This window comes from Microbispora sp. NPDC046973 (assembly GCF_040644495.1).
Classification (GTDB): domain Bacteria; phylum Actinomycetota; class Actinomycetes; order Streptosporangiales; family Streptosporangiaceae; genus Microbispora.
In genome coordinates, this window is the sequence record NZ_JBEYWQ010000021.1 from 23,973 (window position 1) to 43,306 (window position 19,334).

Here is a 19,334-nt window from a genome sequence, read left to right on the forward strand (position 1 = left end):
GCCTGCTAGCGATCTCACCGTTACGCTGATCGTTAGCGTGCTATCGAATTGGAGGGATCCATGATCCTCGTGACGGGCGGCCGCGGCTTCATCGGCGCGCACACCGTGCGGGCCCTGCTCGACCTCGGCGAACACTGCGTGCTCGGTCAGCGGGCGGCCGGACCGCCGCCGGCCCTTGTGGACGAGCGGGAGGCCCGGGACGGGCGGGCCGTGGTGGAGCAGGTGGACTGCACCGACCTCGGCAGCGTCCTGGCGGTCGGCAGGCGTCACCGCGTCACCGGCATCGTGCACCTGGCCGCGGCGAGGATGGGCGCCTCGGAGCCGTTGGACGAGCTGTCGGCGAACGCGGCCGGGCTGTTCACCGTACTGCGCGCCGCACGGGAGTGGGGCGTCGGCCGCGTCGTCGTCGCGAGCACGATCGGCCTGTACGCGGGGGTCGCGGGCCCGGCTCTCCGCGAGGACGCGCCGTTGCCGCTCGCGAGCCCGCATCCGATCCCGGCCAGCAAGAAGATCGCAGAAGTCGTCGCCGACGTCGCCGCGTCATCCGGGCTGGACGTGGTCGCCGCCCGGATCGGGGCGATCTGGGGCCCGTTGGGCAGGCCGTCCTCGCCGTTCTTCGCCGCTCCCCGGCTCGTCCATGCCGCCGTGCGCGACGCGGCGGCGGACGGTGACGCGGGCACTTCTCCTGCCGCCGCCGAGGCCGGCAGGACAGACGAGGGGACGCCCTCCTACGCGGGGGACGCCATCGACATGTGCTACGCGCGCGACTGCGGGCGGGCCCTCGCGCTCCTGCAGACGACCACGACGCTGCGCCACCGCACCTACAACGTCGGCGGCGGCCGGGCCGTCGCCAACCAGGAGGTCGCCGCCGCCATCGGCAGGGTCGTGCCGGGGTCGGCGCCCGCGCTGCTTCCCGGGCGCTCCCCCGCAGCGCCCGCCGTGGACGCCTGTCTCGACATCACCCGGCTGCGGGAGGACACCGGCTACGCCCCCGCGTACGAGCTCGACCGGGCCGTGGCCGACTACGTCGGCTGGCTGCGGGCGGGCAACCCCCGCTGATCGCCGCGGGCACGGGATAATGCCGGGCATGTACCGGGAGAGGGTGTCGCGTGTGCCGGACGCGGTGCTGTGGTGGAGCACCGCCCCCGGCTCCGCGACCGCCGAACGGCGCGTGCTGCCGGACGGGTGCATGGACGTGATCTGGGTGGACGGCGCGCTGCTGGTGGCGGGGCCGGACACCGCCGCGCACGTCGTGACCGACCGGCCCGGCGCCCGCTACGTCGGGTTGCGCTTCGGCCCGGGCACCGGCCCGGTGGTGTTCGGGGTCCCGGCACACGAGCTGCGCGACCGGCGGGTGCCGCTGGCCGACCTGTGGCCGGCCGCCGAGGCGCGGCGGCTGACCGAGCGGGCGGGCGAGACCGCCGGCGCGGGCCCTCGTCTCGGCGCGGTGCTGGAGGAGGAGGCGGCGCGCCGGCTGGGCACGGCGCCCCGCCCCGTCGACACCGCTCTCGTCGGCGCGGTCGTCAGGGGCGTGCGCGCGGGCCTGCCGGTCGCGCGGATCGCCGCCGAGGCGGGCATCGGCGAGCGGCGGCTGCACCGCTGGTGCCTGGACGCGTTCGGGTACGGGCCGCGGACGCTCGGCCGCATCCTGCGGATGAACCGGGCGGTGGACCTGGCCCGCGGGGGCACGCCGCCGGCCACGGTGGCCGCCGTGGCGGGGTACGCCGACCAGGCCCACCTGTCTCGTGAGGTGAGGTCGCTGACCGGCGTGACCCTCGGCGCGCTGACCCGCTGACCGCCGAACCGGACCTGCCGGCCCGGCGGCCTGGGCCCGTCAGCCGGCGGGCAGGGCGGCGAACAGGTCCACGCCGTTGCCGTCAGGGTCGTGCACGACCGCGTAGCGCTGCCCCCAGAACGCGTCCCACGGCGGCAGGTGTCCCTCGTATCCGGCCTTGACCAGGTCCTCGTACAGGCGGTCGACCTCCTCGGGGGCGTCGCAGCGGAAGGCGAGCCCCATGCGCGGCCCGCCGCTCGCGGGCGACCAGGAGGGGTCGAACGAACGAACGGTCGCGGTGGTGTCCCAGGCCAGGCGCAGCCCGCCGGGAAGGGTCACCTCGACGTGGGGCTCGGTGTCGGCGGAGAGCGGGATGTCCAGCCCGAGCCGGCGGTAGAAGGACAGGGATGCGGCCATGTCGGTCACGACCAGGCCGATGAGATCGAACGTCGGTGCCATGACAGCCACGGTAGGAGGCGGGCGGGTCCGCCGTCTTGAACGAATCGGACACCCAGCGCCGGACATTCGACGCGGGGCTCTCAGCGGGAGAAGGGCGTGACGGCCGTGACGGCGGTCACCGGGATCGGCCCGTAGATGTGGGGGAACGCCTCGTCCGCCCCCTCGGGCACCTCCAGCCTGACCGGGCAGCCGAGCCGGTCCTCGTCGATCTCCAGCAGCACCAGGGGCTCGGTGACGTGACCGTAGTAGCGGCCCGCGACGCCGCGCGCCTGGGCCGGGTTCGCGGAGGCGTGGATGTAACCCTCCTCCTCCAGGGTCCGGCCGAGGGTCGAGACGCGGTACTCGCCCGCCGTGACGGCCGCGTCCCAGTCGGCGGCCAGCGCGAGATGGAAGATCATGGGCCGACCCTAGCGGGCGGTCCGAGCGCGGCCAGCGCCCGGGCCACCGCCTCCCGGGCCCGCTGCCTGCCGTCGGGGCGGGTCTCGACGACCTCTTCCACCCACAGTCCCGACAGCAGACCGGCGACGAAGCGGACCTCCCCGGGCCCGCAGGGGTAGCCGGCGCCCTCCAGCACCGCGGCGACGATGTCGTCGCAGCCGTCGGTCCAGGCGCGGGCGATGGCCTGCAGCGCCGGGTCGCGGCCCGCCTGCAGGTACAGCTCCCACAGGCCGAGCTGGCGCAGCCGGTCGGAGGCGTACACGCCGGTGAGCGTCTCGGCGACCGCGAGGGGCGTACGGCCCGCGAGCTGGTCCACCGTCGCCCGCATGCGGGCGAGTTCGCGCTCGACCAGCAGGGCGAACGCCTCGGCCAGCAGCTGGTCGCGGCTGGTGAAGTAGTAGGAGGTCGCGGCCAGGGGGAGACCGGCCCGGCGGGCGACGGCGCGGTGCGTCACGGCGGCGAAGCCGCCGTCGCCGAGCAGGTCGACGGCGGCGTCCAGCAGCGCCTCCCTGCGGCGTACGGCGCGCTCCTGCGGCCGCCGCGGCTGGGATGAGACGGCCCGCACGGCGACGCCGCGTGCGGGAGCCGCCGCCGGGACGGGTACGGGCCGGTCCTGATCGGGCACGCCGTGATCCTCCCCTGGATCGTCGAGGCTCCGCCGTCGAGCCGGGAGCCGTCCGGATCACCCATAGCGGGCGCGCGCCGCGGGGTCAAACGACGGGTGTCGATCGGTCAGTGCGCGCCGGAGAGGTTGAGCACGGCAACCCCGGCGATGATCAGGGCGATGCCCGCGGCCTTGACGAGGTTCATGTGCTCGCCGAGGAACAGCGCGCCGATCAGCGCGATCGCGGCGGTCCCGGTGCCCGCCCACACGGCGTACGCGATGCCGACGGGCATGCGGAGCTTGAGCGCCCAGGCCAGCAGGAGGAACGAGGCGATGTATCCGGTGGCGACCACGATGGTCCAGCCCCAGCGGGTCAGGCCGTCGCTGAGTTTGAGCGCGGAGGTGGCCAGGACCTCCGAGGCGATCGCGCCGACGAGCAGGAGCCAGGCCATGGGAACCTTCCGATAAAAAACCATACGCTTGTCCCAATTTTACGCGGCGTGGCTTCGCAAAGCCATGGGCGGGCCGACCAGGCGCTCCAGCCTTGTTGACCGATCGTGTGTTACAGGCGCGAGCGGGGCCGGTTCATCCCGGCCATGCGACGCGGCTTCGCGTCGACGCTGAAGTTCTTCGAGCCGGCGGCTCCGAAAGAGCCCGCGTGAGGTTGCGCTGGAGCGTCTCCGTTGCTTATCTTGGAATAATCGTTCCAAGATAAGGGGTGGCGAGATGCCCGACGTCAAGCACTTCGATCCCGAGGTGACGTTGGATCAGGTGGTGGCCTTGTTCTGGCAGCGCGGGGCCGAGGTCACCGGCATCGCCGACGTCGTCCAGGCGACGGGGGTCAGCCGCTCCAGCCTGTATGCGACCTTCGGCGGCAAGGCGCAACTGCAGGCCGCCGCGCTGGGCCGCTACCTGGAGCGGCAGTCGCGGCCGGTGTTCGAGGCCTTGGCCGCCGACGGTCGCGGCCTGCCGGCCATCGCCGCGTTCTTCGAGCGGCTGGTGGCGGCGCGGTGTTCAGGCGTACACGCTCGCTGGGGCTGCCTGGTCACCAACACCCACGTCACGGCGAACGCCGGTCTGCCGGAGATCCGGGAGATTCTGGAGCGCCACCACGATGCGCTGCGGGCGGCGATGCGCGCCGCGCTGGAGGCCGCGCGTACGAAGGGCCAGCTCCGGGCTGGTCTGGATCCGGGGGCGGCGGCCGAAGCGCTGACCCTGCAGGCCTATGCGGTCAATCTGCGCTCGCGGGCCGGCGCCGAGGCGGGCGTCCTGCTGGCCGGCGTGCGCGCCGTTCTTGATGGTTTCGCCACTAGCGAGGAGAGATGATGAGCGGCTTTCGCACCTACGACGAAAGTGACGCGCCCGAGGGGGCCCGGCCGATGCTGGAGGCGGCCAAGAAGCGGATGGGGTTCGTGACCACGCTGAACGGGGTGATGGCCGAGTCGCCGGAACTGCTGGCCGGCTACAACGCGCTGGCCGAGCAGTTCGGCAAGTCGTCGCTGCCGGCGGCGGCCAAGCAGGTGGTGCTGATCACGGCCAGCGTGGCCAACGGCTGTGAGTACTGCGTGGCCGCGCACTCCACCCTGGCGCTGCGCGCCCGGGTGCCGGCCGAGGTGGTCGAGGCCCTGCGTGCGGACCGGCCGCTGGACGACGAGGCGCTGGAAGCGGTGCGTCGCCTGACCCGTGCGATGGTGATGCAGCGCGGCTGGGTGGACGAGGCCGAGATCGAGGCGTTCCTGGCCGCCGGGCACACCCGTCGTCAGGTGCTGGACATCGTGCTCGGTGTCGGCATGAAGACACTGTCGAACTACACCAACCACATCGCCTGCACGCCGCTGGATCCGGCCTGGGCCGGCCAGGAGTGGACCCGGGAACAGGCGGCAGTGTGATCCGCGCCGGTCGGATCCCGGCGTCGTCCGGTGCACCCGGGCGACGCCGGGGCGCCTCCGGCTCAGCCTCGGTAGGCCCGACGCCAACGCGACTGCTCCGGCGGGCGGTCAGTAGTAACCCTTCTCGCCGTCGATCAGTTCTCTGATGGTGTCGAGGTGACCGGCGTGCCTGGCGGTCTCCTCGATCATGTGGAGCAGCATCCAGCGCAGGCTCCCCGCGGCCGAGCGGTAGTCGGGGTGCTTGCCCACGTCGTCGAGCGGGTGGGCGGCGACGATCTCGTTCGAGATCCGGCACTGGCGCTCGTACTCGTCGAGAAGCTGCGCCAGCGGGACGCCCTCGATCCGCATGTCGGCGTTCTCCACGCTCTCGTCGAACTGCGGGTTGCCGTCGGCGGAGCGGCCCAGGAAGAGCACCTCGAACCAGCCATGCTCGGTCCAGCGCAGGTGCGATACCAGGCCCGCCACGGTCATGAGCGGTGAGGTGGGCAGCACCGGCCGGTAGGCGTCCTCCTCCGACAGCCCTTCGCACTTCCACTGGACGATCGCGCGCTGCATGTCGAGCCAGCCGACGAGCTGGGTGCGTTCGTCGGCGGCGAGGGGCGGACGTTCGCGGGAAATGCTCATGAGGGGCGATGCTACTTCGTGATCCTGGGATCGCGCGCTATTTTCGGCCGTTCCGATATCGCCCAGGCATTCGACCGTTATAGCCAGGCGCCGGCATTGCGACGAGGTCCTCGGCGGCCTGTTTCCGTGCCCGCTGCTGCTGGCCAAAGGTCTTGCCGTGCCACCGGTGGTTGCTCACCTGGAACGTGCACTCGCCCCGCAGCCGGGCGACCGGGGTGGGGTTGTAGGAGCGGTGGCTAATTTGCCCGTGATGCTGCCGACCCGAGTGGAGGCTTAGCGAATGACGGCGCGGGCGAGCAGGCGCCGCAGGGCGTCCTGCTCTTCGGAGGCCAGGGGGGCCAGCGGGGAATCCTCGGACAGCATGCCGAGGAGACGTTCGCGGAGCTCGGCGCCCTCGGGGGTGAGGACGAGTTGCTTGGCGCGGCGGTTGCCCGGGTGCGGGTGGCGTTCGAGGTAGCCCTGCTCTTCGAGCCGGTCGGCGACGAAGGTGGCGTTGGAGGGCTCGCAGCTCATCCGTTCGGCGAGTTCGCGCAGGGTCATGGGGCGGGTCAGCTCGCGCAGCGCGGCACCCTGTGAGGCGGTCAGGCCGAGGGCGGACGCGCGGGTCCGCAGGTGGGCCTCGATCTGCTTGGCGAGACCGTTGATCAGCCCGCACAGCTCCCGGTCGGTCTGGGCTCGGGTCTCGTGCTCGGTGGTCACGGCAGCAGTCTACTGCAACTCAAATGATTGCAATTAGAATCGTTCTAGTTGTAGCTTTTGCTTCGCGTCGCCGTCCGGCGGCGATCCACCCGAGCGCAAGGCAGAGGTCCATGACCACGACCACGACCACGACCGCCGTTTTCGACCCGGCGCGGCTGAGCAGCGCGCCGCGCATCCGCACGCTCCGCCTGGGCGAGCTGACGATCAGCTATGTCCCCGACGGGGTGGTACGGCTCAAGCCGCGCGGGTGGCTGCCCGCCGCCACCCCCGCCGACTGGGCGGCCAATCCCGACCACCTCGACGAGGGCGGTTTCCTGGTCGCGGGCATCGGCGCGCTGCTGGTGGAGCGCGGTGAGCGCGCGCTGCTCATCGACACCGGATTCGGGCCCGAGTCCCAGCCCGACGACCCGGCCAACCCGCTCCTGGGCGAGCTGTACGGCGGCCTGCTGCTGGACAGCCTGCGGCGGCTGGGCCGCGAGCCGCACCAGATCGAGGCCGTCGCCATCACCCACCTGCACCCCGACCACCTCGGCTGGGCCTGGAGCGCCGCGCCCGGCGCCGGCACCCCGCCCTTCGCGCATGCCGCCCACTTCGTCGCGGCGCCCGAGTGGGAGCGGCGCGACCTCGCCGCCGAGGGCGGGGCGCCCGAGGAACGCCTGGCCGCCTTCGCCTCCCGCGTTCACCCGGCGGCGGACGGCGAGGAGATCTTCCCCGGCGTCCGGGCCTCCTTCGCGGCCGGGCATACCGTCGGCCACACCACCTACACCATCACCGGCGGCGACCGGCGGCTCATCGCGTTCGGCGACGCACTGCACTCCCCCGTCCAGGTGACCCACCCCGAATGGTCCTGCGGCATCGACCACGACCCCGGCGACTCCGCCGAGCACCGCCGCCGCCTGGTCGAGGAGCTGAGCCGCCCGGACACCGTCGGCTACGGCGGTCACTTCGCCGACGTGGTCTTCGGGCGTGCCGAGCGCCGCTCCGACGGCCGGTTCACCTGGGTCCCCGTCGCCTGACCCGGCCGCAGAGCGAGCGCGAGCCGTAGGCCGTGCCTCAGAGGGTCACCGGCAGCGCGGCCAGCCGCCAGGTGCCGGGGTCGGGGGCGCGCAGCTCGTCGGGCGGGGCGGCCATGGCCATGCCGGGGAAGCGGCGCAGCAGCGCGGTGAGCGCGACCTGGGTCTGCACGCGGGCGAGGGACGCGCCGAGGCAGAAGTGCGGGCCGTGAGCGAACCCCAGGTGGCCGGCGCCGGGCACCCGGGTGACGTCCAGCCGGTCGGGATCGTCGAACACGCGCGGGTCGCGGTTGGCCGCGGCGACCAGGGCGGTGACCTTTGCTCCCTCGGGCACGGTCGCGCCGTACAGTTCGACGTCCCGGCGGGCGTGGCGCGGGATCGCCAGCAGTGTGGGACCGCACCAGCGGATGAGCTCCTCGACGGCCCCCGGCATCAGCGCGGGATCGGACCGTACGGCGGCGAGCTGGGCCGGGTGGGACAGCAGGGCGGCCACGGCGTTGGCGATGAGGTTGGTCGGCGTCTGCCCGGCGATGACCAGATGCCAGACCATGGTGACGATCTCGACGTCGCTCAGCCGGTCCCCGTCCTCGGCCTGGACGCGCACGAGGTCGCCCAGCACGTCCCCCGGGCCGTCCTCCTCCTCCCCGGACCGCGCGCGGCGGGCGGCGACGGCGTCCCTGGCGCCCGCCATGATGCCCGGGATGGCCCGCGCGAAGTCCTGACCCGCCCCGGCGGCGACGGTGGCGCCCCATTCGCGCCAGCGCGGGCGGTCCTCCTCGGGGATGCCGACCAGCGCGCAGATGACGTCCATCGGCAGCGGCCGGGCGAAGTGCCGCAGCAGGTCGACCCGCCCGCCGTCCGCCTGAGCGGGCAGGTCGTCGAGCAGGGCGTCGACGATGGCCTCGATCCGGGGCCGGAACTCGGCGGCACGCCGAGGGGTGAAGGCCGGGGCGGCCAGTTTGCGCAGCCGCGCGTGCTCAGGGCCGTTCATCTCGCTCATGGTCCGCATGTACGGCAGGCAGTCGTCGGGGACCTGCGGGCGCATGAAGCTGTCGGCGTTGATCTCGAAACGGGCGTCACCGAGCATCGCCCGTGCCCCGTCGTGCCTGGTCAACGCCCATATCGGGCCGAGGCCGGGGACCAGCAGCCGGGCGAGCGGCGCGCGTTCGCGGACCCGTCCATAGGCGGTGAAGGGGTCGCGCAGGACCTCGGGGTCGGTGAGGTCGACCTCGGGCAGGGTGATCACGGGCAACTCCACATGTTGTGTCCAGATGCTCATATCATCTGAGTGGTGACGGTATCTTGGGTCCGCCCGTACGGCAAGCGGGCGTACGCGGACGAGGAGACGGATGGGACGCCTCACCAGGGCCGAGCTTCAGGCACGCAACCGGGCCAGGGTGCTGGCCGCCGCCCGCGACGAGTTCGCCGAGCGGGGGTTCCGCGACGCCAAGGTGGACGCGATCGCCGATCGGGCCGGACTCACCCGCGGCGCGGTCTACTCCAACTTCCCGGGCAAACGGGCCCTGTACTTCTCGGTGCTGGCCGGCCTGGCCGAGCGGGAGGCCGGGCCGGACGGGGCGTTGCGGGCCTCCACAGCGTCAGAGGAGACGCCCGACCCCGGGACAGCCGACGCATCCGATGCGGGGACATCCGGCGTGGCCACGGCCCGGGAGGCGCTCGCGGCCTTCGCCCGCGCCTGGGTCTCCCGGCTGCCGCTGGCCACCGACGGTCCGGGCAGGCTCGGCATGGACCTGATGCCGGAGGTGCTCGCCGACCAGCGGGTCCGCCAGCCGTTCGCGCAGCTCATGAAGCTGAACGCGATCGTGCTCGGTCTCGCGCTGGAACGACTCGACGGGCCCGCCTCCGGGCGGCGCCGGGTGCGGGTGGCGGAGACGGCCCTGACCACCCTGCACGGCGCGAGCCAGATGGCCGACGCGGCGCCCGGGTTCGCCGAGCCGTTCGACATCGTCACCGCGTGCGCCGCGCTGGCGGACCTCGATCTCGGCGACCGGTGGGACCCTCCTCACCTGCCCTTCGTCCCCCGCGCCCGGCCCGCCGACGAGCCCTGGTCGCCGCCGCTCGCGGTGGACGCGGTGCGGGGCGAACCGGTCCCGCTCACCCGTGACGGCGTGGTGGCCGTTCTCGGGCTCCACCGTCTGGAGGCCGTGGAGGAGGCGGTGCGGGCCACGCCGCCCGGCGGCGAGGTCACCGCGGTCCTGGTCACCGGCGATCCCGGCGAGCTGGGGCCGCTCGCCCGGCTGACCCTCGCCGACCTGCGCGCCTGCCTGCGGCAGGCGGTGCCCGCGCCGTCCTGGCCGCGCCTGCGCGTGGTGCACGACGACGAGGGGGCCGTGGCGGCGGCGGCCGGCGTGACCGCCGTGAGCGACGGGACCGAGGCGGCCGTCCTGGTGCGGTCGGGGCGTGTGGTCGCGCGCGCCGACGGATACGGAGCCTGTCACGCCGCCGCCTCCGCCGAGCCCTGACCCCCACACCGTGACGACCTCCAGAAGGCCCTACACGGGCGGGCGCGTTCGGGCGTGGACACTTGGCGCGGCGGTCGAATGCGTGTTCTACTGAACCTCATGCGTCTCGACGCCACTTCCCGCGTGGGGGACCAGCCCCCTGCGCCGCCGCGCGAGCAGCAGCAGACGGTGCGGGAGCCCGGGCAGCCTGTGCCACAGTCTGGACAGGAGTCCGTGCAGCAGTCGCTCGTCGGTGAGGGGCCCGCCCGCCCGCGCATCGAACGGCAGGCCGTCACTCGCGTCTTCGACGGCATCACCTGCTACGAGGTGCCGGCCCGCGCGGCGCTCGAGCGGGTGCCCGAGGCCGCCGAGCTGCCCTTCGCGTGGGGCGCGAGCCCCTACCGCGGCTGCGAGTCGGGCTGCGGCTACTGCACCGCCCGGCGCGGCCACCGCTACCTCGGGCTGGACCCGGGCCGCGACTTCTCCACGAAGATCGTCGTGAAGACCGACCTGGCCCGCCGCCTGCGCCGCGAGCTGGACTCCCCCCGCTGGAGCGGCGAGCCGGTCGCGCTGGGCCTCACCGGCGACTGCTACCAGCCGGCCGAGGAGATCTACCGCCTCATGCCCGGCGTCATCCGGGCCCTCGCCGACGCGGCCAACCCGTTCACCGTGCTCACCAAGAGCCCCCTCGTTCTCCGCGATCTGGACCTGTTACGCGACGCGGCGAAGGTGACCCAGGTCGGCGCCCTGGTGTCGGTCGGCTTCGTCGACGACCGCCTGCGGCGCGCCGTGGAGCCGGGGGCCGCGACACCGCAGCGCCGTCTGGAGATCTGCGCGACGCTGAACGAGACCGGCATTCCCTGCGGGGTGCTGATGGCGCCGATCCTGCCGCTCATCACCGACTCCACCGATCACCTCATGGCGACCGTACGGCGGGCGGCCGAGGCGGGCGCGGTCAGCGTGACGCCCGTCGTGCTGCGCCTGCCCCCCGGCGCGCGGGAGTGGTACATGGGATGGCTGGAGCGGGAGCACCCCGGACTCGTGCCGCGCTACCAGGCGCTGTACGGCAGGGGCCAGGTCGCCGAGGACGGCTACCGGCGGCGGATCGCCGAGCAGGTGCGCGTCCTCGCCGAGACCTACGGCATCGGCAGGGACGCCCGGCGGTGGCGGCGGCGCCGCTCCCCCACCCGCCAGCTCGCCCTTGTCTGACCGAAGTCCCGCCGAGTCCTGCCGAAGTCCGGCCGAAGTCGGATCGGGGCCGTCGCGGCGGAAGTCCTGTCACCGCTGCACGGCCAGGCCGGCGAAGCGGGCCGGACAGCTCACGACGGTGCCGGGCGCTGCGGAAAGGACAGACCCCACAGTTCGGTGATGCGACCGTTCAGCACCCGGAACATCTCCAGCATGGCCGGCGGCTGCTGCCCGAGGATGCCTCCATCGTGACGGACATAGAGGCCCACAACTGTCCTGAATAGACGGGAGGCTGACTGCCGTGAGCACACCACGACCGTTTCGCATCGACATCCCGCAGGCCGATCTCGACGACCTGGCGGGCCGTCTGGCCCGCACCCGCTGGCCCGACGAGCTTCCCGGCGTCGGCTGGTCCTACGGGGTGAACAAGGACTACCTCATGGAGCTGGTCGAACACTGGCGCACCGGCTACGACTGGCGCGAGCACGAGGCCCGCCTCAACGCGGTCCCGCAGTTCACCACCGAGATCGACGGCCAGAACATCCATTTCCTGCACGTACGCTCCCCCGAGCCCGACGCCACCCCGCTGATCATCACGCACGGCTGGCCGAGCACCGTGTACGACTTCCTGGACGTCCTCGGGCCGCTGACCGACCCGCGGGCGCACGGCGGGGACCCGGCGGACGCCTTCCATGTCGTCGCGCCCTCGGTGCCGGGCTTCGCGTTCTCCGGCCCGACCCGCGAGACCGGCTGGGGGGCCGGCCGCGTCGCGCGGGCCTGGGCCGAGCTCATGCACCGCCTGGGATATGAGCGTTTCGGCGCTCAGGGGGGCGACTTCGGCAGCATCGTCTCCCCCGAGCTCGGCCGGATCGCGCCGGAGCGCGTGATCGGCGTCCATGTCAACGCGCTGGCCACCGCCTCGACACCGATCGGCCCCGGCGAGCTGGACGAGCTCTCCGACGACGAGCGCGACCAGGTCAGGCGCAACCAGTCGTGGTGGCAGGCCCATTCCGGCTACGCCACCCAGATGTCCACCCGGCCGCAGACCCTGGCGTACGCGCTCAACGACTCCCCGGCCGGTCAGCTGGCGTGGAACCTGGAGTGGTTCGTGGACTGGGATCCGACCCGGACCGAGCGGACCCCCGTCGACCGCGACACCGTCTTGACCAATGTCACGATCTTCTGGCTGACCGGAACGGCGGGATCGGCCGCCCGGCTGTACCTGGAGACCGGATCGGAGGCGTGGGGCCGCCGCCCCCCGCCCTCGCCGGTGCCGACGGGGGTGGCGAACTTCCTCGGCGACCGGGCGATCCGCGGGCTGGCGGAGCTGTCGAACACCGTCGTCCACTGGTCGCGGTTCCCCCGCGGCGGGCACTTCGCCTCGCTGCAGGCCCCAGATCTCCTGGTCGCCGACATCCGGGACTTCTTCCGGAATCTGAAAGCCCGGTAGGCGTGTACGGCCGAGGGCGGCCGGAGACGGGCGCGGCGCAGCCCTGGGCCCGCGGACCACGTGCGGAGCCGGTCTCGGCCGCAACTCACTCCGGCTCCGGCAGGTCCATCGCCGCGAGCTTGGCCGGGTCGGCCACGACCGCGATGCCGGCGATCCGGCCGTCGACGACGGTGAACGCCATAAGCGAGAGCGGGGTGCCGTCCTCGCGCCACGTCACCATCCCGGGCAGGCCGTTGACGAGCACCGCCCGGCCTCGCACAGCCCCTCCGGCGACCAGACGGCGTTGCGCGCCGGTGGCGACCTCGGTGGCGCCGAGGACGACGACCACGCCGCCGGGGGTGTCGGCGGTCAGCTTCACCTCGGGGTCGAGCACGCGCAGCAACCCCTCGAAGTCGCCGCCGCGCGCCGCCGACAGGAAGGCTTGGATCACCTCGCGCTGCTCCCGTCCGGCGGCCGCCGGGCGCTCGGCCGCCTGCACCTTCCTTCGGGCACGGCTGGCGAGCATCTTGGCGGCGGCGGTGGACTTGCCGAGGATCTTCCCGATCTCGTCGAACGAGACCGCGAACAGGTCGTGCAGCACGAACGCCAGCCGCTCGCTCGGCCCGAGCGATTCCAGGACGACGAGGAGCGCGAGCCCGACCGAGTCGGCGAGCGCCACGTCGTCCTCGGGCGCGGGGCCGTCGTCGACCGTCACGACGAGCTCCGGCAGCCGGTCGTCGTAGGACGCCTCGGGGCGGGCCTGGCGCGACCGCAGGACGTCGAGGCTGATCCGGCCGACCACCGTGGTCAGCCAGCCGGCGAAGTTGTGGATGGCCGCGGTGTCCTGGCGGGACAGCCGCAGCCAGGCCTCCTGGACCACGTCCTCGGCGTCGGCGTGCGATCCGAGCATGCGGTAGGCGACCGCGCGCAGCCGGTCGCGCTGGGCTTCGAACGCCTCGGCCATCGGGTTCGCCGGGCTGGTGTCGGACATGGTTGTTACCTTCCTCGGATCTGCTCCGTCATGGGGATGACGGGCCCGGACGGGCCGAGGTAACCGATGAAGGAGCACGACCGATGGAAGCACGCATGAAGAGCGCGGCGAATCCCGACGTGATCACGGCGATCCAGCACCTCGTCAAGGCTATCGGCGCAGGTGGAGTGGATCCGCTCGTCCTCGAACTGGTCCACCTGCGCGCCAGCCAGATCAACGGCTGCAGCGCCTGCGTGTTCGCCGGGGTGGCGTCGGCGAAGAAGCACGGAGAGACCGACGAACGGCTGCACAACGTGGTGACGTGGCGTGAGACGCCGTTCTTCACCGAGGCGGAGCGGGCGGCGCTCGCGCTGGCCGAGGCCGCCACCCGGATCCAGGACGGCGCGCCGGGCGTGACCGACGAGATCTGGGAGGCGGCCACCGCCCACTTCGACGACAGGCAACTGTCCGCGATCATCTTGAACATCGCGATGACCAACTTCTTCAACCGGATCAACCGCACGCTCCGGGAGCCGGCCGGCAAGACCTGGTGAGCCGGGCGGGGGCGTCATCCCCGCGCGACATCACGGCGTGACGCCCCTCAGCCCCGGCATGGTCAGCGAGCAGGGCAGATCCCCGCCCTCGCCGGGCACGGCGCCGCTGCCCCTTCCTCGCCGGGGTGGTCGTAGGCGATGACCAGGAGATGCATGTGCCGGCCCTCCGCCGTCCCATCCGTCGTCGCCGTGCGATGGGGCACGGCCCCCGATCCGGACGATCCGCCCCCAGAACAGTAGTACGCCCGGGCGCCGGTCGACATCGTCGCGGAGTTCGGAGCGCCGGATTAATCGATCGACACCCCGTGCGGGGGATCGCTACCGTCCGGCCATGCCTGTTTTCACCGACGCCGACCTCGACCGCTTCGTCACCGAGGGCTTCCTCAAGGTGGAGGAGGCGTTCCCCCGCGAGACCGGGGACCGGCTCAGGAATCTGCTGTGGCGGCAGATCGGGCTGTCCCCCGACCGGCCGGAGGACTGGACGCGGCCGGTGGTGTGGGCCGCCCCCGACCCTGCGGGGCGGGGCCCGTTCGGAGAGGCGATGCGCGGCCCGCGCCTGACCGAGGCGCTGGACCTCGTCGCAGGCAAGGGCGGGTGGGTGCCGCGCGGCACCATCGGCAACACGCCGGTCCGCTTCCCCCACCCCTCCGACGCCGGGGACACCGGCTGGCACATCGACCAGAACGACCCCGGGCCGGCCGGCGCCTGGGGGAAGGTCACCCTCGCCTCCCGCACGATGCTCGTGCTGGTGCTGCTGTCGGAGATCGGACCGGACGACGCGCCCACCCGCATCAGGACGGGCTCCCACCTCGACACGGTGCGCGTGCTGGAGCCGTACGGCGAGCAGGGGCTGGAGTTCTTCGCCTCCGGCCCGCTGCTGGACGAGGCGACCGCGCACCGGCCCGAGGCCCTCGCCACGGGACTGCCCGGCGACGTCTATCTGTGCCACCCGCACCTCGTCCACGCCGCTCAGCCCCACCGCGGCGCCCGGCCCCGCTTCATGTCCCAGATTCCGCTCTTCCTGGCCGAGCCGCTGGCCTCCGGCGACGTCACCCCCCTCGCCCGGGCCGTACGGCTCGGGCTCGGCAACTGAGCGGCCGCACCGCGACACGCCTTCACCACGACGCGCCTTCACCACGACGGCCGATGCCGTCCGGTTCCTCTCGCGAGCTAAGCTGACTTTAGGTCTAAACTCTGAGGAGGAACGGGCATGACGCGCACGGTAGTGATCAGCGGGGGCGGCACCGGCATCGGCAAGGCCGTGGCGGCGCGCTTCGCGGCCGACGGGGACCGGGTGGCGATCATCGGCCGCCGCGCCGACGTCCTGGAAAGGACGGCAAAGGAGATCGGCGGCATCGCACTGGCGGCCGACCTCAGCGAGCCCGCGGAGGTCGAGCGGGTGCGCGCCGACCTGGCCGAGCGCTTCGGCACGATCGACGTGCTGGTCAACAACGCGGGCGGCAACATCGAGAGGCACGGCGGTTCCGGTGACGTCGCGGCGCGGTGGACCGGCAACTTCCGGGCCAACGTGCTGACGTCGGTGCTGCCGACCGAGGCGTTCCGCGAGCTGCTGAACCCGAACGGGACAGTCGTGTTCGTCAGCTCGATCGCGGCCTTCCGCGGCTCGGGCGGCACCTCGTACGGCCCGATGAAGGCGGCCCTGCATCCCTACGCGTTCGACCTCGCCTCCGCTCTCGGGCCGCGCGGCATCACGGTGAACGTGGTCGCCCCGGGCTTCATCGAGGACACCGAGTTCTTCCGCGGCACCATGGACGACGAACGCCGCGCGATGCTCGTCGGGCAGACGCACACCGGCCGGGCCGGGACGCCCCAGGACATCGCCGAGACCGTGCACTGGCTGGCCTCGCCCGGCGGCGGGCACGTCACCGCGCAGATCATCCAGGTGAACGGCGGGGCCGAACGTGGCCGCTGAGCCGCCGCGCGACGGCGCCGACGCGATCCAGGACGCCTGGCGGCGCGAGCTGCCGGGCGTCCCGGTGGAGTCGATCGGAGTCATCACCCGGATCTGGTGGGCCGCCAAGGTCTTCGGCGATGAGCGCCGCCGTCTGCTCGCGACCCTGGGCGTGGACGTCGCGACGCTGGATCTGCTGTCCACGCTGCGGCGCTCCGGCCCGCCCTACCGGATGAGCCCGGGTGAGCTGGCCGACGCGTGCATGGTGACGCGCGGCGCGATCACCCAGCGCGTGGAGCGGGGGGTCAGGGCCGGACTGGTCGGGCGGACCGCCGCCGGGTCGGGCTACCACGCACGCGAGGTCTTCCTCACCGACGCGGGCAACGCCCTGCTCGACCGCGTCGTCGCCGACCTTCTCGTGGCCGAGGACCGCCTCGTCGGCCATCTGACACCCGAGCGCCGCGAGCAGCTCGCCGACCTGCTGCGCGAACTGCTCGCCGGACTCGGCGGGCCGCACCTGACCGGGCAGGTCGGCGACTGACCCTTCCTCCGCTTCTGCTCAGTGGGACGGGGTGGTGGCGGCCTGCGCCGGCGGGTGCGCCGTGTCCCCGGCGCGGACGCGCTGGCCGAGGAAGAAAGCCGCGCGGTCCAGTGCCTCGTCCGCCTCGTCGAGGACGCCGGCGAACGACTGGAACACGTGCGGCACGCCGGCGGTGACGTCCAGGATGACATCCACTCCGGCCGCCCTCGCGCGCGCGGCCAGGCGCGTGGAGTCGTCCAGCAGGATCTCGTTGGTGCCCACCTGGAGCAGCATCGGGGGGAAGCCGGTCAGATCGGCGAGGACGGCCGGGCTGAGCAGGGGCTGGTGCGGGTCGGCTCCCGCGAGGTACATGGCCCCGGTGTGTCCCACGGTCTCGCGGGTGAAGATCGGGTCGATGCCGTCCTTGCTGTCCATGCTCTCACCCGTTCGGGTGGCGTCGAGGCCCGGGGAGAACGCCACGATGGCGGCGGGCAGCGGAAGACCCGCGTCGCGGGCGGCGAGGCAGGTGGTCACGGTGAGGCCGCCGCCGGCGGAGTCGCCGACGAACGCGATGGCCGAGGGGTCCGTGCCGCTGTCGAGGAGGGCGCGGTAGGCGCCCACGGTGTCTTCGATCGCGGCCGGGAACGGATGCTCGGGGGCGAGCCGGTAGTCCACCGAGTACGCCTCGAAACCGGTCTTGGCCACCATGTTTCCCGTCAGCGACAGCGCGGTCTCGGGAGAGCCGAACACCCAGCCGCCGCCGTGGAAGTACAGGATGGTCCCGGCGCGGCGCCCGCTGTCCGGCTCGACGTGCAGTGCGGGCCGGTCGCCCAGCCTGGTCTGCGTGACGCGGATGCCGCCGGGCACGATCATCCGGGACATCAGCGCCGCGAATCCCGCTCGGATCGCCTCGACCGACCGGGGGCCCTCGGGCCGCGGCTGCCGCAGCATCGCGTCGACCTGAGCGCGCTGTTCCTTGCTCATGGGTGTGCTCCCGCCATAAGTAGATGCCGCTACACTATATGCCATGGCATCTAAATCGACCGGCGGTGACAGAGCCGACCTCCAGGGCTTCTTCTCCGATCTGGTCCGATGCGAGACGCGTCTGTACAACGCGCTCAACGACCGTCTCCGCGAACGGCACGGGATCGTCACCTCACAGTTCGAGGCCCTGCGCTACCTGCGCGACCACCCCGGATCTCGCGTGGCGGACCTCGCCGCCGAGTTCGCCATCGGCATCGGCGCGACCAGCAAGAGCGTCGACCGCCTGGAGAAGCGGGGATGGGCCGTCCGGCAGCCGAATCCGTCCGATCGCCGGTCCTCGCTGCTGGCCCTGACCGACGACGGCTCGCGGCTCGCCGACGCGGCGGAGGCGACCGTCACCGACGCGCTGGCCGAGCTGGTCGGAGGCACTCTCGACGGTTCCTCTGGGTCGGCCGCCCTGCAGGCCATCTCGACGCTGCGCTCCCTGCTCGAACGCAACCAGATCGGCACCCCCACAGGCTGACGGGCACCACCTCGGCCGCCAGCCGGGTGCGGCGAGCGGCCCAGCGGGCAGGGTCACGTGCGAGAGCCGGACGCCGGCGGCGTCATGGGTCTGCCGACGATGAGCAGGTGCAGCGCGCCTGCCAGCACGGCGACGCCGGCGCCGGCGTAGCACAGCCCGGTCGCCGGGATCACGCCGAGCAGGACCCCGCCGAGCCCCGCGCCGATCGCCTGGCCGAGGTAGATGCCCGAGGAGTTGAAGGAGATGACGACGCTCGGAAGGTGCGGGACGACCTCGGTGAGCCGGTGGTTGTTCGGCGTGGACACCGCCCACCCCGCCGCGCCGTTGAGCGCCATGACGGCGAACGCGAGCGGCAGCGAGGACGAGACGGCGAACGCCGCGAGGGTCACGGCGAGCAGGCCGATCGCGACCGACAGCGTGCGGTCGGCGCCCCAGCGGTCGGTGAGCCGCCCGCTGCCGAAGGCGCCGACGGCGCCGCCGAGACCCCAGGTGAGCAGGAGCAGCGTCAGGGTCGTCCCGTGGGCGTGCACGGTGTCGTCGAGGACGTCGGCGATGTAGGTGTAGACCATGATCGCCGCCGCGCTCTCCAGGAGCATGAACCCGACGATCGCCACCACCCGGGCACGGGCCAGCACCGCGAACCGGGCGCGGAGCGGCACGGCGGGCGGCAGCGGCAGCGCGGGCAGGACGGTGAGCAGGCCGGCCAGCGCGACCGCGCCCACGCACGCGACGAAGATCAGGCTCGCCTGCCAGGACAGGCTCTGGCCGATCCAGGTTCCGGCGGGCACGCCGAGAACGGTGCCCACGGTCAGCCCGCCGAGGATGGCCGCGAGCGCCCTGCCGCGGTGAGCCGGCCCGGCGAGCGCGGCGGCCGCCGCGCTCGCGTTCGGTGTGTACAGGGCGGCGCCGAGGCCGGCCGCGATCCGCGCGACGAGCAGGAGCGCCAGCGTCGGCGCGGCGGCCGAGGCGAGGTTGGCCGCGACGAACACGGCCAGGGCGAACGCCATCAGCGGCTTGCGGGGAAGTCTGCCGGTGAACGCGGCGAGGAACGGCGCGGTCACGCCGTAGGTGAGGGAGAAGACGGTGATGGCCTGACCGGTCGCGCTGACCGTCTGGCCGAGTCCGCCGGAAATCTGCGGCAGGATCCCGGCCAGCACGAAGGAGTCGGTGCCCATGGCGAAGGATCCGACGGCGAGAATCGTGACCTGCCTGACCCAGGCGCTGTTCGCGATGCTCGACGGGCCGGTTGGAGATGTCGTTTGCGGAGTGCTCACCCGGCCATCCTTGGGCCG

24 protein-coding genes are annotated in these 19,334 nt (G+C 73.0%); 13 read left to right on the forward strand and 11 right to left on the reverse strand.

The annotated features are described in order from the left end of the window. Window positions 1-60: 60 nt before the first annotated feature. Entirely contained in the window at window positions 61-1,059 is a 999-nt protein-coding gene (locus ABZ860_RS30755) for an NAD(P)-dependent oxidoreductase (protein WP_357226639.1), read from the forward strand. 28 nt (window positions 1,060-1,087) lie between these two features. Further along, the gene (locus ABZ860_RS30760; protein ID WP_357226641.1) at window positions 1,088-1,795 is read left to right on the forward strand and encodes a helix-turn-helix transcriptional regulator; all 708 of its coding nucleotides are present in this window, start codon (window positions 1,088-1,090) and stop codon (window positions 1,793-1,795) included. 39 nt (window positions 1,796-1,834) lie between these two features. On the opposite strand, the gene ABZ860_RS30765 is transcribed toward ABZ860_RS30760, so the two are convergent. From ABZ860_RS30765 to ABZ860_RS30780, 4 genes are all read right to left on the reverse strand, one after another. Continuing rightward, a complete protein-coding gene (locus tag ABZ860_RS30765) occupies window positions 1,835-2,233 on the reverse strand; it encodes a VOC family protein (protein ID WP_357226642.1) in 399 nt (132 codons plus the stop codon). 80 nt (window positions 2,234-2,313) lie between these two features. Continuing rightward, window positions 2,314-2,631, reverse strand: a complete 318-nt coding sequence (locus ABZ860_RS30770; protein WP_357226644.1) for a DUF952 domain-containing protein — start codon at window positions 2,629-2,631, stop codon at window positions 2,314-2,316. After that, complete coding sequence (locus tag ABZ860_RS30775; protein WP_357226647.1) at window positions 2,628-3,296, reverse strand: TetR family transcriptional regulator; 669 nt, start codon at window positions 3,294-3,296, stop codon at window positions 2,628-2,630. The genes ABZ860_RS30770 and ABZ860_RS30775 overlap by 4 nt, the downstream gene beginning before the upstream one ends. Before the next feature lie 107 nt (window positions 3,297-3,403). Continuing rightward, on the reverse strand, window positions 3,404-3,727 hold the full coding sequence (locus tag ABZ860_RS30780; protein WP_357226649.1) for a multidrug efflux SMR transporter: 324 nt from the start codon (window positions 3,725-3,727) through the stop codon (window positions 3,404-3,406). A 274-nt stretch (window positions 3,728-4,001) separates the two neighbouring features. Between ABZ860_RS30780 and ABZ860_RS30785 the strand changes: the two genes are divergently transcribed. After that, window positions 4,002-4,601 (forward strand): helix-turn-helix domain-containing protein, encoded by a 600-nt coding sequence (locus tag ABZ860_RS30785; protein ID WP_357226651.1) that lies wholly within the window; start codon window positions 4,002-4,004, stop codon window positions 4,599-4,601. Then, on the forward strand, window positions 4,601-5,164 hold the full coding sequence (locus ABZ860_RS30790) for a carboxymuconolactone decarboxylase family protein (RefSeq protein WP_357226653.1): 564 nt from the start codon (window positions 4,601-4,603) through the stop codon (window positions 5,162-5,164). Before ABZ860_RS30785 ends, ABZ860_RS30790 begins: the two co-directional genes overlap by 1 nt. A 108-nt stretch (window positions 5,165-5,272) precedes the next feature. On the opposite strand, the gene ABZ860_RS30795 is transcribed toward ABZ860_RS30790, so the two are convergent. Both ABZ860_RS30795 and ABZ860_RS30800 read right to left on the reverse strand, forming a co-directional pair. Further along, complete coding sequence (locus ABZ860_RS30795) at window positions 5,273-5,788, reverse strand: DinB family protein (RefSeq protein WP_357226656.1); 516 nt, start codon at window positions 5,786-5,788, stop codon at window positions 5,273-5,275. 273 nt (window positions 5,789-6,061) lie between these two features. Further along, the gene (locus ABZ860_RS30800) at window positions 6,062-6,487 is read right to left on the reverse strand and encodes a MarR family transcriptional regulator (protein ID WP_357226658.1); all 426 of its coding nucleotides are present in this window, start codon (window positions 6,485-6,487) and stop codon (window positions 6,062-6,064) included. Window positions 6,488-6,597: 110 nt separating this feature from the next. On the opposite strand from ABZ860_RS30800, the gene ABZ860_RS30805 reads away from it, so the two are divergent. Further along, window positions 6,598-7,503 carry an MBL fold metallo-hydrolase gene (locus tag ABZ860_RS30805; RefSeq protein ID WP_357226661.1) on the forward strand — a complete coding sequence of 302 codons (906 nt, stop codon included), beginning with the start codon at window positions 6,598-6,600 and terminating at the stop codon, window positions 7,501-7,503. Between the two features lie 37 nt (window positions 7,504-7,540). Here ABZ860_RS30805 and ABZ860_RS30810 read toward each other — a convergent pair whose 3' ends face one another. Beyond that, window positions 7,541-8,746 (reverse strand): cytochrome P450, encoded by a 1,206-nt coding sequence (locus ABZ860_RS30810; RefSeq protein ID WP_357226664.1) that lies wholly within the window; start codon window positions 8,744-8,746, stop codon window positions 7,541-7,543. 103 nt (window positions 8,747-8,849) lie between these two features. On the opposite strand from ABZ860_RS30810, the gene ABZ860_RS30815 reads away from it, so the two are divergent. Both ABZ860_RS30815 and ABZ860_RS30820 read left to right on the forward strand, forming a co-directional pair. Beyond that, on the forward strand, window positions 8,850-9,983 hold the full coding sequence (locus ABZ860_RS30815) for a helix-turn-helix domain-containing protein (RefSeq protein ID WP_357226666.1): 1,134 nt from the start codon (window positions 8,850-8,852) through the stop codon (window positions 9,981-9,983). A 99-nt stretch (window positions 9,984-10,082) separates the two neighbouring features. Continuing rightward, window positions 10,083-11,171 carry a radical SAM protein gene (locus ABZ860_RS30820; protein WP_357226668.1) on the forward strand — a complete coding sequence of 363 codons (1,089 nt, stop codon included), beginning with the start codon at window positions 10,083-10,085 and terminating at the stop codon, window positions 11,169-11,171. A gap of 110 nt (window positions 11,172-11,281) precedes the next feature. Here ABZ860_RS30820 and ABZ860_RS30825 read toward each other — a convergent pair whose 3' ends face one another. Beyond that, entirely contained in the window at window positions 11,282-11,419 is a 138-nt protein-coding gene (locus ABZ860_RS30825; protein ID WP_357226670.1) for a hypothetical protein, read from the reverse strand. 32 nt (window positions 11,420-11,451) lie between these two features. On the opposite strand from ABZ860_RS30825, the gene ABZ860_RS30830 reads away from it, so the two are divergent. Next, window positions 11,452-12,600 carry an epoxide hydrolase family protein gene (locus tag ABZ860_RS30830; protein ID WP_357226673.1) on the forward strand — a complete coding sequence of 383 codons (1,149 nt, stop codon included), beginning with the start codon at window positions 11,452-11,454 and terminating at the stop codon, window positions 12,598-12,600. A gap of 85 nt (window positions 12,601-12,685) precedes the next feature. Here ABZ860_RS30830 and ABZ860_RS30835 read toward each other — a convergent pair whose 3' ends face one another. Continuing rightward, window positions 12,686-13,570, reverse strand: coding sequence for a sigma-70 family RNA polymerase sigma factor (locus tag ABZ860_RS30835; protein ID WP_357226676.1), 885 nt, complete (start codon window positions 13,568-13,570; stop codon window positions 12,686-12,688). An 83-nt stretch (window positions 13,571-13,653) separates the two neighbouring features. Between ABZ860_RS30835 and ABZ860_RS30840 the strand changes: the two genes are divergently transcribed. The 4 genes from ABZ860_RS30840 (at window position 13,654) to ABZ860_RS30855 (ending at window position 16,556) form a co-directional block, all read left to right on the forward strand. After that, window positions 13,654-14,103 (forward strand): carboxymuconolactone decarboxylase family protein, encoded by a 450-nt coding sequence (locus tag ABZ860_RS30840; RefSeq protein ID WP_357226678.1) that lies wholly within the window; start codon window positions 13,654-13,656, stop codon window positions 14,101-14,103. A gap of 331 nt (window positions 14,104-14,434) precedes the next feature. Beyond that, window positions 14,435-15,196, forward strand: a complete 762-nt coding sequence (locus ABZ860_RS30845; protein ID WP_357226681.1) for a phytanoyl-CoA dioxygenase family protein — start codon at window positions 14,435-14,437, stop codon at window positions 15,194-15,196. Window positions 15,197-15,313: 117 nt separating this feature from the next. Next, a complete protein-coding gene (locus ABZ860_RS30850) occupies window positions 15,314-16,036 on the forward strand; it encodes an SDR family oxidoreductase (protein ID WP_357226684.1) in 723 nt (240 codons plus the stop codon). Continuing rightward, window positions 16,026-16,556, forward strand: coding sequence for a MarR family winged helix-turn-helix transcriptional regulator (locus tag ABZ860_RS30855; RefSeq protein ID WP_357226685.1), 531 nt, complete (start codon window positions 16,026-16,028; stop codon window positions 16,554-16,556). Before ABZ860_RS30850 ends, ABZ860_RS30855 begins: the two co-directional genes overlap by 11 nt. Before the next feature lie 18 nt (window positions 16,557-16,574). On the opposite strand, the gene ABZ860_RS30860 is transcribed toward ABZ860_RS30855, so the two are convergent. Beyond that, window positions 16,575-17,519: an alpha/beta hydrolase gene (locus ABZ860_RS30860; RefSeq protein WP_357226688.1), complete on the reverse strand. Its 945-nt coding sequence runs from the start codon at window positions 17,517-17,519 to the stop codon at window positions 16,575-16,577. Between the two features lie 43 nt (window positions 17,520-17,562). Here ABZ860_RS30860 and ABZ860_RS30865 point away from each other — a divergent pair, with 43 nt between their 5' ends. Continuing rightward, on the forward strand, window positions 17,563-18,042 hold the full coding sequence (locus tag ABZ860_RS30865; RefSeq protein ID WP_357226689.1) for a MarR family winged helix-turn-helix transcriptional regulator: 480 nt from the start codon (window positions 17,563-17,565) through the stop codon (window positions 18,040-18,042). A 53-nt stretch (window positions 18,043-18,095) separates the two neighbouring features. On the opposite strand, the gene ABZ860_RS30870 is transcribed toward ABZ860_RS30865, so the two are convergent. After that, the gene (locus tag ABZ860_RS30870; protein ID WP_357226691.1) at window positions 18,096-19,316 is read right to left on the reverse strand and encodes an MFS transporter; all 1,221 of its coding nucleotides are present in this window, start codon (window positions 19,314-19,316) and stop codon (window positions 18,096-18,098) included. Window positions 19,317-19,334 lie beyond the last annotated feature (18 nt).